The sequence below is a fragment of the Actinomadura sp. 6N118 genome (assembly GCF_044326415.1).
GTDB lineage: Bacteria > Actinomycetota > Actinomycetes > Streptosporangiales > Streptosporangiaceae > Spirillospora.
On record NZ_JBIRAZ010000006.1, the window covers coordinates 1 to 12,637 of the forward strand.

Consider the following 12,637-nt stretch of genomic DNA (forward strand, 5'->3'; position numbering starts at 1 on the left):
GCTGATCAACGCGCTCAGCGAGGGGATGGTGCGCGGCGGCGGGGGGCGGGGGCGCCGCCCCACCCTGGGCCGGCGCCCCCGGCACGTTCAAGATCGGCTTTTGGATCAACGGGGTGACCAGCTCCACCTGGGTTCACCGGGGTGACGGCTCCACCTGGAAGGACGGCGACGCGCAGGCACCGTCTGCGAGACTGGGCGGCGTGACCTCCCCGCCTGCTGACGAACCGGCCGACGGCGGGCCGACCCGTGAGGAGCTCGATCAGCAGGTGCGCGACCACTACGGGACCTGGCGGGACCAGCCCAAGGGTCTGGCCTGCGCGGTCATCGTCGCGTTCCTCGTGCTGACCACCGTGGCCTTCGGTCTGGCCGTCCTCGCCGTCGTGCTCGCCGCCGGCTGACATCTTGTGCGGCCCCGCCGTACATCTTGTGCGGCCCTGCCGTACTCCGCGCGTTCTCCGCTGGGCTATTCGGGGAAGCTCGGGTGCGGGCCGAGCGCCCAGTATTCGTAGAGGCCGTAGCCGGTCCCGGCGGCGGTCGGAGCCGCCCCGTCCACGTACTCGTAGCTCGCCACGGCGTCGACCAGCCCCCACATGCGGGCGGCGTCCTCCTCCTTGCGGGTGTCGTAGGTGACGCCCTGCACCTTGAGCTCCGGGCCCTGGTACATGCCGTGCTTCCAGTCGGGCTCCAGGCCGTACCCGGTGCCGACCATCAGGTGCACGGGCAGGATGGGCGTCGCCCGTATCTCGAACGGTTTCCCGCCGGGTGGGTTGAACGCCAGCGTCGCGGTGACGACGTCCCGGGTGCCCTCCGCGTAGACCGGGGCGTAGTCGATACGGCCGAGGTACTCGGGGTCGCGTGACTCGTCCGGCCAGACGCGGACGGCCTCCTCCATGAGCCTGCGGCCCTTCTCATCCTCCTGGATCATGCCGAGGATCGTGTGGTCCTCGAACTGGATCGGCGTGTAGAGCCAGTAGAACGTCCCCGCGTTCTTCACCTGGATGCCAGGTGGTTCCGGCTCGCCGACCGGCCGGACGCCCCATGAACGATCCCGGGAGCCCCACCAGCGGTCGGGGGTGACGTCGATGCGCTCACCGTCCATGACGATCGTTCCGGTCCAGCGCCCGGTCTGGGCGAGCCGCTGGGTGTTGAACGTGAGCCGTTCCTGCCAGCGCAGGTAGTGCCGCGGTTCGAGCTGCGCCGGGATCGCGCCCTCCCAGGTGAGGTCGAACGCGAGGCCGTGCTCGTTGTCGTCCAGGACGACCCGCAGCTTCTTGAGGCCCTCGATCACCTCGACGTGGAACGGGCCGACGTTCGTGTCCATCCGGTCCAGTCCCAGCTCGCGCGAGGCCCGGACGACCTTGTGCGCCGGCCCGCGCCGCACGACGGCGAACGCGTCCATGACGCCGAGGTTCGGGTACTGACCGATGCCGATGATCAGCATCAGCTCGTCCGAGCAGGCGTGGACGTTGAAGTAGTAGCGGTCGTAGAAGTTGCGGTCGGACGTGGTGACGTGCCGCATGACCTCCGGAGCCTGGTGGATCGGGTAGTCGTCGAGCGGGGAGAGCGTCACTGGAGTCCTCCGAGGATCTGCGCCAGGAGCCGGGTGCAGTTGTTGTTGTAGGGGAAGTCGTTGTCGCGCTCGATCCAGCCGAAGTCGATCATCGCCTGCCCGACCCGGGCCATGATGACCGAGAACTTGAAGCCCGAGAGCACCTCGTAGTAGTCCATGTGCCGCAGCGGCCGACCGAGCAGCGCCTCGTACCGCGCCACGGTGTCCTCGTAGGACGGGAATCCCGCCAGCCGCGGCACGCCGATCCCCTCGGAGTGGTGCCGGTCGAGGAACATGTACCAGGCCAGATCCTCTTCCGGAGCGCCCAGCATCGCCGTCTCCCAGTCGAGGACCGCGCGGGGCTCGCCCTTGTGGAAGATGACGTTGCCGATGCGGGCGTCGCCCCACAGCACGGCGGGCGGGCCGGACTCGTCGACCTGGTTGGCCCGCAGCCACTCCAAGGCCTGGAGCGCCGTCTCCTGCGGCCCCTCGTACGCCCATTGCAGGTAGTGCTCGTAGTAGTTGAGGCGCTGGTCGAGCCCCGTGGCGCCCCAGGCCGGCTGGTCCAGGAAGCCGAGGCCCAGCTCTGCCACGTCCAGCTTGTGGAGCTCCGCGAGGATCTCCAGCGGCGACCACCACATCGCCGCGCGTTCTTCGGGCGGGACCTCGGTGACCCAGCCGTCCTGGTGGTAGGGCGGCATGTCGGTCGGCACGTCGCCGTCGATCCGGCCCATCACGAAGAACGGGGCGCCGAGCGGCTCGGACGACGGCTCGTACCACCGGATGGGCGGCACCGGGATGGTGGTCCGTTCGTCGAGGATCCGCATCAGGCGGTACTGCTCCTCGAATCGCGGCTCGGGGAAGATCTGGTAATGCGCGGGCGCCACGCGGACGACGAACGGCTCGTGCCGCTCGGTGCCGCCCTGAGAGCCGCCCTCTGCGTCTCCCCCCGGACCGCCCTCCGTCCAGGACGCGTCGAACATCAGGGTCTCGCTGGAGAACCCGCTGGTCTTGGGCGTCTCGATCGTGGGAATGCGGACGCCGGGCAGATGCCGGTCCAGCCATTCGGTGAGGATCCGCCGGGTGAGCTCGGGATCGCGCTGGTCGGGAACGGGCATCGCCGCCTCCAAGACAGAAACTGAAACGTGTTCTATCAACCGGGCGTTGGCGGGTCAATTGGCCAAGCGCTCGTTTCGTCATGGGCCGTGGCAGTGCCGCCGCGGCGACGTGAAAAAATCGGTCAATGCGCCTCACCAAGTTCGGACACGCGTGCGTACGGCTGGAGAAGGACGACCGGACCCTCGTCATCGACCCGGGGGCCTTCAGCGAGTCCTCCGCCCTCACCGGCGCCGACGCGGTCCTGATCACCCACGAGCACTTCGACCACTTCAATCCGGACGTACTCCGCAAGGCCATGGCCGACGACCCGCTGCTGGAGGTGTGGACCTCCCGCGTCGTCGCCGAGAACCTGGCCGACCTGGGGAGCCGCGTCCACCAGGTCGGGCACGGCGACGCCGTGACGGCCGCCGGCTTCGAGATCCACGTGTACGGCGAGGACCACGAGATCCTCCACCCGGACGTCCCGCCGATCCCCAACGTGGGCTTCCTTGTGGACGGGGAGGTCTTCCACCCGGGGGACGCCCTGACCGTTCCGGCCGAGCCCGTTCCGACGCTGTGCCTGCCCGGCAACGCGCCCTGGATGAAGATCCCGGAGCTGTACGAGTACGCGCGCGCCGTCCGTCCCGAACGCGCCTTCGTCATCCATGACGGGCTGCTCAACGACAACGGCCTCATGGTGATGGAGACCCACGTCGGCAACGCGGGCAAGGAGGCCGGCAAGGACTTCCGCCGCCTCACGCCGGGCGACTCCGTCGAGCTGGGCGCCGCGTGAAGATCGAAGCCGTCTTCTTCGACATCGGCGAGACCCTCGTCAGCGAGGGTGAGATCTACGGCCGCTGGGCCGACTGGCTCGGCGTGCCCCGGCACACCTTCCTGACCAAGCTCGGCGCCGTCCTGGTCACCGGCGGCACGCACATGGACGTCTTCGAGTACTTCCGGCCGGGCTTCGACCTGGCTGTCGAGGAGAAGAGGCGGGCCGAGGCGGGCATCCCCAACGGCTTCGGGGCAGACGACCTCTACCCGGACGCGCGCGACTGCCTGGCCCGCCTCCGCGCCCAGGGTCTCTACGTGGGGATCGCCGGCAACCAGCCCGCCGAGGCCGCCGAGCAGTTGGAGGCGCTCCACCTCGACGCCGACGTCATCGGAATCTCCGATATCTGGGGCGTCGAGAAACCCGCTCAGGAGTTCTTCGAACGCTGCGCACAATTGGCGGACCTGCTTCCCGAACGCGTGCTGTACGTGGGTGACCGCATCGATAACGACGTACGCCCGGCCCTCGCGCTCGGAATGCAGGTGGCCTTCCTCCGGCGCGGGCCGTGGGGGCACATCCAGGAGGACGACGAGGCCCTCGCACGCTGCCGTTTCGTGCTCGACGACCTGACCGGACTCCCCGCCCTGGTGGTCCCCTAAGGGTGATCCCCTAATCCCGGAGTATGGGATCAGAACAGGCCGTTCGGCCGATACATGTCTGCCTTTCCGATTCGTACCGTGGAACACGTAGCCGCTGCTCAGCGGATACCTACGGAAGAACCTGAAATGGGGAGAACGACATGAACGGCCTTTACCGTCCGCGCAACGGCCGGATGATCGGCGGGGTCTGCGCGGGCCTCGCACGGCGGTTCGGGATGAGTGCCTGGGCCGTCCGCCTCCTCGCGCTGCTCTCCTGTGTGCTGCCCGGCCCGCAGTTCGTGATCTACCTGGTCCTCTGGGTCATGGTGCCGAGCGAGGACAAGTACCGCGCCCGCACGTCCTACTGATCAAAGGACCGCAGACCCTCTTGGAGTAGGGCATTCCGGGGTGTTAGATCGGTGCACAGAGTTCGCTCAGGCGAGAGGTGTCACCGTGCCGGACCAGGGCCCGCTCCGCGAGCCTCCCAGGCCGCACTCGCGGCCGGGGGGCGGGGGGCGGCGTCACCGCGACATGCCGTGGCCGCCCCCCGGAGCGCCGGAGGCCCCGCAACAGCTTCCTGAGGCGCCTCCAGCGGCCGCCAGGCCGTTCTACAGGGCGGGCACAGCAGGCCGGCTGCGCCGGGCCGAGGGCGCCCGGGCTGAGGGCGCCCAGGTTGAGGGTGGCCGGGCTGAAAGCGGCCTGGTCGAGGGTGGCCAGGCTGAAGGCGCCCAGGGCGAGGGCGGCCCGCCGTCCGGGTCGTATGAGCCCTCCGGGCCGTATGAGCCGTACGGCATGTCCGATCAGGCCGCCGAGAACGAAGGGACCGTCGCGCCGTCGCGCGATGCGGTCCGGGCGCCGCGCGACGGCGTCCGAGGGCCGCGTGAGACGGGTGTGGGACTTCACGGCGGGGCCGGGGTGGCCCGCGAGGAGAACGGGCCGCTGCAGGAGGCCACAGCCGTCCTGCGGTACCTGCGCGAGCTGTCCCGGGCACGGCGCGGGGTCGCACGCGATGTCGACGCGTACGGGCAGGTCCACTGGCTGGCGGAGCTGCCCGGGGACGTCTACGTCGAGGCCGAGGCGGCTCCCGGAGACGTGCTGTTCAGCATCCCCTTGATCCCGCTGGCGCCGCCCGCCGTGATCGAGGAGTTCGACGGCTGGCTGGCGATGCGGCACTGGTACCGGACGCTGCGGGATCTGGCCGCGCAGGGACAGGAGGTCGTGCTGGCCACCGGACTGCTGACCTGGCAGCCCGGGGAGGGGCCGGCGGTCCGCGACCATCTGCTGACCACGCCGGTGCGGATCGTGGTGGACGAGCGGACCGAACGGGTGGACGTCGTCCTCGCCGGCCATACGTCGCTGCGGGATCGCGAGCTGCTCGGGGGAGTGCCGGGCTTCCGGCCCGCGCGTACCGACTGGGTGTGGGACGCCGTCCAGGCCGGGCAGGGATTCGGGCTGCGCGCCTCGGTGTCCGACGTGCTCCGCAAGTGGTGCACGGTCGCGTTCGCCGGCAGCGATGTGGCGGCCGTCTTCCGCGAGGACTGGATGCCCGGACAGGGCGCGGCGCCCATACCGCAGCTCCGCCTGGCGCCCGCGATCGTCGTTCGGCCGCCTGATCGCGGCGGGCTGGCGGATCACTACGAGGCGCTGCTGGCCTGGCTGGCCAGGCCGGGCGCGCGCGTGCCCGGCGGGATCGCCCGGCTCCTGGAGCCGGGCACGGGAGCACGGATCCTGCATGTCCCCGAACGCACGCCACGTACGGCGGCGGACCTGCTGACCGGATTGCTGACGCGCGGGCGCCGTGTGCTCGTCGCCAGCCCCGAGGCGGACCGGTTGCACGCGGCGTTGCCGGCGGAGATCGGGATGTTGTGCGCGACGACCGACGAGGCCGATGTCCTCGAGCGGCTGCGGTCGCGGGGCGTCGCGCACGACACGGGACGCCACCGGGCATGGCAGGAGAACCTCGCCGAACGCGGCGCCGCCGCCGACCGGACCGTGGCCGAGCTGCGCGAGCGGCTGGCGCTGACCGAGGCGACCGACGTGGTCGATCTCGCGCCGGGCTACCGCGGGGCGCGCGCGGAGCTGGAACGGCGGCTGGCCGCCGAGGCGCCCGAACACTCCTGGCTGCCGCCACTGAAGGGGATGCCGGAGAAACCTCCGATCAACAGGGCTCAGGCGGCCGAGCTCCAGCGGCTCCTGGGCGAGGAGACGCCCCGGCGGCGCGCCCGTACCGGTCAGCGGGACGTCGATCCCGGCTCGCTGCCGAGCGCCGCGTACGTCCGGACCCTGATCGACGCCGAGGCCGCCGCCGCCGAACGGGCGGAGCGGTCGCAGACCGAGCTGTCGCGGCGGTTGCGGCAGTGCGACGTCACGTTCCTCGCCCGGCTCGACGGATGCGCCGCCACCGTGACCGGCGCCCTCGAACGGCTGGGCCTGGCGGGCCATCCACGTGACTGGGACCCGGGGGATCCGGCCGCCCGCGCGTTCAGCGACGCGCTGAGCAACCGCCGCCCGACGGTCTGGGCACGAGTCGCCGAGATGGCGCCGCAGGCCGAGTGGGCGCGGCACGCGCTCGCGTCGATCGCCGGTCGCGACATCCGGCTGCCACCCGGCGAGTCGCATCTCAGGCAGCTCGCGGCCGCGGCGCAGGAGCTGCGCAACCATCTGGCCGACGGCGGCACGCTCAAACGCGGCCCCATGCGTTCCGCAGCGCAGCGGCAGGCCGAGCCGCTCCTGACGGGCGCGAGGGTGGACGGCCGGCCGCCGACCACGCCGGAACTGCTGGACGTGATCTTCGTCCATCTGATGGTCCGCATGTCGTGCCAGGAGCTGCAGTACGTGTGGGAGGCGGCCGGCGCGACGTTCCCCGATGTGCCGGAGGAGGAACGGGTCACGTTCTTCGCACGCGCGCACGACCGCCTCGCCGTCATCAGGGAGGTGCTGCCCGCGATCGAGGAGTCGTGCGGGCTGCTGGCCGGCATCGGCGTCCAGGTTGCCCACCCGCTCCAGTGGCACGGCTTTCTGGTCGCGCTGGACAACGCGCTGCTCGGCCTCAAGGTCAACCGCGCCACCGCCGACCTGACCGCGCTCCGCGACTCGATCGGCAACATTCCCGAGGGTGCGCCGCCCGAGCTGGTCGCCGCCGTGACCGCCATCGACAACCGCGACGCCGCCGCGTACGCGTCCGCCTTGGCAGCGCTGGCCGAGGTACGGCATGAACGTGCGCTCCAGGTCCGCTGCGAAGGATTGTACGAACGGCTTCGCGCGGCGCACCCCGAGCTCGCCGGACTCCTCGCCGGAGGCCCGCCCGTACGGCGCTGGGAGGAGGCGTGGGCGTGGGCGTACGCCTCGTCGCGACTCGCCGAGCTGCCCCGGTCAGCCGCCGAGAGCCGCCTCCGTACCGCGCTCGCGGAGGCGGAGGCGCAGCTGGAAGGCCTCACGGACGCGCTCGCCGGCGCACAGGCGTGGGAGGCGTGCCTGGCGCGCTTCGACCCGGCGGCGCCGGCCGTCCCGGCCTGGATCGCTCCCCTCTGGCAGATCCCCGACCTCGTCTCGGTCGAGCCCGACGCGTTCGACGTCGTCATCATCGACGGCGAGCACGAGGCGGGTGCCGAGGCGCTCTTCCTCCTCTGGCCGGCGCCCCGCGTGATCCTGGTCGGTCAGAGCGGTGACCCGCTGCCCGCACCGGAGGACGAGGTGCCCGCCGTTCTCCTCCCCGAGGACCTGCGCGAGCTCATCACGCCGACGGCACCGCTGTTCGAGATCCTCCTGACGCGCTTCGTTCCGCCGACGCCCGGTGCGCTGGGGCCCGCCCCCACGCCGCCGCCCGAGCCGGAGCCACCGGCGCCCGCCGGGCCGGTCACCGTGGAACGCGGCCGGTCGATCGTCGCGTACAAGAGGCCGGAGCTCATCCAGATCGTGGGCCAGATCGCCGCGGCCGAGCCGGGCCTGTCCGATGACCAGCTGCTCGAACGGGCACGGGACACGCTCGGCTGTCCCGAGGACGAGGACCTGCTCGTGGGGGCGCGGCTCCGGTACGCGGTCGAGGCCTACCGGGAATCGTCCTGATCTGGCCTGCCTGGGGTGGATCAAATGGGATGCCCGGTGTCGGAGGCATAAGGCATGATCCGTGCCGTGGAGACGATCGAGATGGTGGACGTGTGGCGTCGCGTCATCGTGGGCGACGAGAAGTCGTGGGTGTTGTTCGAGAACGGGACGTGCGTGATCCTCATGGACCCCGAGGACGATCTGGCCGCGCAGGCCATCGAGATCCTGCGGGAGTACGGGCCGGTGCACCCCGGCAGCCCGGCCGCCGACTTCGGCACCATCGACCTGGAGGCGGCGCCCGGCTGGGTGGTGTACGGGCACCACAACGACGTGCTCAACTACGTCTCTCCCGAAGAGATCGAGGCGCCGGAGGACGTGGTGATCGGGCTGCTCGGCAGGTCCAAGCGGGACCAGGACGGCAAGGGGCTCACGGTCGTCCACGTCGAGGACAAGCGGCCGGATCGGTGATTTCTCCGCATACGTCAGCGTCCATCCCGAAGATTTAGTGTCCATCCCGAAGATTCAGCGTCCGTCACAGGGGTTCTGTACAAAGGACTCGTGACCGACTGGGACGAAGGCGCGCTGGGGGCACTGCGCGGTGCGGCGAGTCTGGGGCGCGGCGCGGCCGGGGTCGAGCTGTTGCAAGTCCGGCCGCTGGAGCCGGTGTTGCAGTACGCGGGCGACGTCCTCGTGGCCGCACTGGGCCAAGCCGTTCCGGGCGCGTCGCCGTTGGCCGAGAAATGCCTGCAGGCGCTGAACGCGCGTGGCGAGGCGGGCGACCGCGAGCTCGCGATGGAGCTCGTCCATGCACTCGGCGGCGGTGCCGGCGACGTGCTCGGGCGGGTGCCGGTCGATCTGGGTGAGCTCGCGGGGGCGCTGCACGGGCGCCTTGGTGACGGCCCGTTCGTCATCGATCTGGCGCGTGGCGACATCCTGCCGATCGACGAGGCGCCCGCGGAGGCCGTGGACGGGGAGTGCGGCGAGCCGAGTCCCGGCCAAGACCACGAGCGATGGCTGATGGTGTCGCCCGAGGCCGCAGCCCCTGCGGCCCCTGAAGTCCCTCGCAGCCCTGATGCCCCTGCGGTCCCAGCTGACGAGTCGCCGGGCGCCGACTTCGTCCGTGAGGAACGGGAGCGGGGCAGGGCCCGGCTGTGGCTGGCCGCCTACGGTCTCAGCCCAGCCCCGCGCCACCTCTGAATCCGGGAGCCTCCGGTCAGGAGCCTGGGCGTACGAGGGGGAACGGGATCGTCTCGCGGATGCTGCGTCCCGTGAGCGTGATCAGCAGCCGGTCGATCCCCATGCCCATGCCGCCCGCGGGGGGCATCGCGTATTCGAGGGCCCGCAGGAAGTCCTCGTCCAGTTCCATCGCCTCCGGGTCGCCGCCCGCCGCCTGGAGCGACTGCTCGGTGAGGCGCTGGCGCTGCAGCACCGGGTCGATGAGCTCCGAGTAGGCGGTGCCCAGTTCGAGGCCGAAGACGATGAGGTCCCACTTCTCCGCGAGGCGGGGATCGTCACGGTGCGGGCGGGTGAGGGGAGAGGTCTCGGCGGGGTAGTCACGGACGAACGTCGGCGCCTTGAGGTCCTCTTCGACCAGGGCCTCGAAGAGCTCCTGGACGACCTTGCCCTGGCCCCACTCAGGGGCGAAGTTGAGCCCGGCCTTCTCGGCCAGGCGATGCACGGCCGGGAGGGGGGTGTCCGGCGTGACCTCCTCACCGAGGGCTGCGGACACCGAGCCGTAGACCGTGATCTCCTGCCAGGGCTGGGACAGGTCGTACTCCACACCGTCGTGCACCACCACGGTCGTGCCGAGCGCCGCCTTGGCCGCGTCGACGACGAGGTTGCGGGTCAGCTCGGCCATGGTGTCGTAGTCGCCGTACGGCTCGTACGCCTCCAGCATCGTGAACTCGGGGTTGTGCTTCTGTGAGACACCCTCGTTCCGGAAGTTGCGGTTGAGCTCGAAGACCTTGCCGACGCCGCCGACCAGCAGCCGCTTGAGGTAGAGCTCCGGCGCGATCCGCAAGTAGAGCTGCATGTTGTAGGCGTTGATCCGCGTGGTGAACGGACGGGCCGTCGCGCCGCCGTGGATCGGCTGCAACATCGGCGTCTCGACCTCAAGGTAGCCGCGGTCGCGCAGCCCGTCCCGCACGGCCGCGACGGCGTCACCGCGCATCCGCAACATGTTGCGGGAGTCGTTGTTGACGATGAAGTCGACGTACCGCTGCCGGACCTTGGCCTCGGGGTCGGACAGGCCGCTCCGCTTGTTGGGGAGCGGCCGCAGGCACTTGGCGGTCAGAAGCCAATCCGACGCCAGCAGAGACAGCTCGCCGTGCTTGGACGTGACGACCTCGCCGCGCACCCCGACCTGGTCGCCGAGGTCGATCAGCGACCGCCAGGACTGGAGGGATTCGGTGCCGAGCGCGTCGGCGGTCAGCATGACCTGCAGGTCGGCGGTCTCGTCGCGCAGCGTCACGAAGATCAGCCTGCCGTGCTGGCGGGCCAGCACCACCCGGCCGGCGATCGCCGCCGTGGTGCCCGTGCGGGCGTCGGGCTCCAGACCGGCGAACTGGGCACGGATATCGGTGGCGAAGTCGGTGCGCTTGAAGCCCAGTGGATAGGGCTCCATGCCCGCTTCGCGGATCTGCGCCAGCTTGGCGTGCCGGACCCGCTCCTGTTCCGACAGCCGGCGCTGCGGCGCGCGGGCGGCGTCGGCGGCCTCCTCGATCTCCTTGATCTTGGCGATGAGGGAGGCCGGCGGCGCGGCGTTGGCCACCCGCTCCAGCTTGGGGCGGTTGAGAGAGGGCACGAAGCCCTCGGCGCGCGCGTACGCCAGGCCGAGCCGCACCAGGTCGCGGCTCTGCATGTAGCAGATGTAACGCGGGTACCAGTGCGGGTTGTACTTGGAGTTGGAGATGTAGAGCGACTCCAGCTGCCAGAACTTCGAGGCGAACGACAACATCCGGTAGTAGCCGCGGGCGACCGGCCCGGCGCCGATCTGCGAACCGCGTTCGAACGCCGACCGGAGCATCGCGAAGTTGAGCGACAGCTGCTGGGCCCCGACGGTCGCGGCCCGCTCGGCCAGCTTGGCGACCATGAACTCGTTGAGCCCGTTCTCCGCCGACCGGTCCCGGCGCATGAGGTCCAGCGACAGTCCCGTACGGCCCCAGGGCACGAAGCTGAGCAGGCCGCGCAGCTCGCCCTTGGCGTCGAACGCCTCCAGCATCACGCAGCGGCCGTCGGTCGGGTCGCCCAGCCGGCCCAGCGCCATGGAGAACCCGCGTTCGGTGTTCTCCCCGCGCCAGGCGTCGGCGCTGCGGATCAGCTTGGCCATCTCCCAGTCGGGGATCTGCGAGTGCCGCCGGATCCGGACCGTGTAACCGGCCCGTTCGACTCGCCGCACCGCCTGACGGACCTGCCGCATCTCGCGGCCGTCGAGGTTGAAGTCGGTGAGGTCGATGATCGCCTCGTCGCCCAGCTCCAGCGCGTCGAACCCGTGCCGCCGGTAGATGTGGGCGCCGCGCTCGCTGACGCTCACCGCGCCGGGGATCCAGGCGTGGTTGCGGCACTCGCCCAGCCACGCCTCGATCGCCTGGTCCCAGGACTCAGGATCACCGAGCGGATCACCGCTGGCGAGCGAGACCGAACCCTCTACCCGGTAGGCGAGGCCGGCCTTGCCGTTGGGTGCCGTGATGAAGTCCTTGTCGCGGCGCAACGCGAAGTAGCCCAGCGAGTCCTGGTCGCCGTACTCCGCCAGCAGCGCCCGCGCCGGAAGCTCCTCCTCCGGGCTGAGCACCGCGTCGCGGCTGCCCGGTTTGAACAGCGCCCAGAGCGTGATCAGCAGCAGGCCCGTGCCCAGCACCCACAGGATCCCGTCGACCCAGTCCGGGACGCGGACGGAGATCGGTGCGCCGGTGACCCGGGGGCCGAGGACCGTCTGCGCCAGCACGTACAGCGGATGGGTCCAGAAGCCGCCCTTGGGATCCTTATCCGTCAGGGTGACGAGCATGGTGCCGATGCCACCGGTGACGATCAGCAGCAGGGAGAAGACGATCGCGGCCATCCGCCGGTTGGCCCGGTCGGGCACCGTGGTGAACTGGCCGCGCGCCGCGACCAGCAGCCCCACGACCGACCCGTAGAGGACCGCGGTGATGAGCAGGGCCACCAGTTTGGGCTGGCCGGGGTCCTGGTTCCCGCCGAGCAGGCTCGACAGCACCCCGAGGAGGCTCACGGCCGCCAAGAAGCCGTACAGCAGCATCAGGATCCGCCAGGCGGCCTTCTTGCGCCGCCGCACGCCCATCGAGAGCAGGATCCACATCAGCGCGACCGGCACGCTCGGCATGATGAAGAGGAAGTTGAGCCACTTCAGGGCCCAGAACTCCAGCAGGTCGACGATCAGACCGTACGAGATCCACGAGATCAGCGACAGGATCCCCGACAGGCGCGTGTACCAGAAGAAACCGGTCGGCACCGCCTCGATGAGGCGCCGCCAGCCGTCACGCAGGCCCGTCTCCGCCATCGTCCCCCCGTTGCGGTTCTGCC

At 70.7% G+C, this 12,637-nt stretch carries 10 protein-coding genes; 7 read left to right on the forward strand and 3 right to left on the reverse strand.

What is annotated here, in order from left to right:
- Window positions 1-113 precede the first annotated feature (113 nt).
- Window positions 114-398, forward strand: coding sequence for a hypothetical protein (locus tag ACH34W_RS16345; protein ID WP_395961728.1), 285 nt, complete (start codon window positions 114-116; stop codon window positions 396-398).
- Between the two features lie 65 nt (window positions 399-463).
- On the opposite strand, the gene ACH34W_RS16350 is transcribed toward ACH34W_RS16345, so the two are convergent.
- Together ACH34W_RS16350 and ACH34W_RS16355 are read right to left on the reverse strand one after the other, a co-directional pair.
- Window positions 464-1,570 (reverse strand): hypothetical protein, encoded by a 1,107-nt coding sequence (locus ACH34W_RS16350; protein WP_395961729.1) that lies wholly within the window; start codon window positions 1,568-1,570, stop codon window positions 464-466.
- A complete protein-coding gene (locus ACH34W_RS16355) occupies window positions 1,567-2,667 on the reverse strand; it encodes a phosphotransferase family protein (protein ID WP_395961730.1) in 1,101 nt (366 codons plus the stop codon). Before ACH34W_RS16355 ends, ACH34W_RS16350 begins: the two co-directional genes overlap by 4 nt.
- A gap of 125 nt (window positions 2,668-2,792) precedes the next feature.
- On the opposite strand from ACH34W_RS16355, the gene ACH34W_RS16360 reads away from it, so the two are divergent.
- The 6 genes from ACH34W_RS16360 to ACH34W_RS16385 all read left to right on the forward strand — a co-directional run bounded on the left by ACH34W_RS16360 (window position 2,793) and on the right by ACH34W_RS16385 (window position 9,298).
- Window positions 2,793-3,440: an MBL fold metallo-hydrolase gene (locus ACH34W_RS16360; protein ID WP_395961731.1), complete on the forward strand. Its 648-nt coding sequence runs from the start codon at window positions 2,793-2,795 to the stop codon at window positions 3,438-3,440.
- Window positions 3,437-4,078: an HAD family hydrolase gene (locus ACH34W_RS16365; RefSeq protein WP_395961732.1), complete on the forward strand. Its 642-nt coding sequence runs from the start codon at window positions 3,437-3,439 to the stop codon at window positions 4,076-4,078. Before ACH34W_RS16360 ends, ACH34W_RS16365 begins: the two co-directional genes overlap by 4 nt.
- A 140-nt stretch (window positions 4,079-4,218) precedes the next feature.
- Window positions 4,219-4,425 carry a PspC domain-containing protein gene (locus ACH34W_RS16370; protein WP_395961733.1) on the forward strand — a complete coding sequence of 69 codons (207 nt, stop codon included), beginning with the start codon at window positions 4,219-4,221 and terminating at the stop codon, window positions 4,423-4,425.
- A gap of 85 nt (window positions 4,426-4,510) precedes the next feature.
- Window positions 4,511-8,122 (forward strand): hypothetical protein, encoded by a 3,612-nt coding sequence (locus ACH34W_RS16375; RefSeq protein ID WP_395961734.1) that lies wholly within the window; start codon window positions 4,511-4,513, stop codon window positions 8,120-8,122.
- Between the two features lie 66 nt (window positions 8,123-8,188).
- Window positions 8,189-8,569 (forward strand): hypothetical protein, encoded by a 381-nt coding sequence (locus ACH34W_RS16380; RefSeq protein ID WP_395961735.1) that lies wholly within the window; start codon window positions 8,189-8,191, stop codon window positions 8,567-8,569.
- Between the two features lie 90 nt (window positions 8,570-8,659).
- The gene (locus tag ACH34W_RS16385; RefSeq protein WP_395961736.1) at window positions 8,660-9,298 is read left to right on the forward strand and encodes a hypothetical protein; all 639 of its coding nucleotides are present in this window, start codon (window positions 8,660-8,662) and stop codon (window positions 9,296-9,298) included.
- Window positions 9,299-9,314: 16 nt separating this feature from the next.
- Here ACH34W_RS16385 and lysX read toward each other — a convergent pair whose 3' ends face one another.
- Window positions 9,315-12,614, reverse strand: coding sequence for a bifunctional lysylphosphatidylglycerol synthetase/lysine--tRNA ligase LysX (gene lysX, locus ACH34W_RS16390; RefSeq protein ID WP_395961737.1), 3,300 nt, complete (start codon window positions 12,612-12,614; stop codon window positions 9,315-9,317).
- Between the last annotated feature and the right edge of the window lie 23 nt (window positions 12,615-12,637).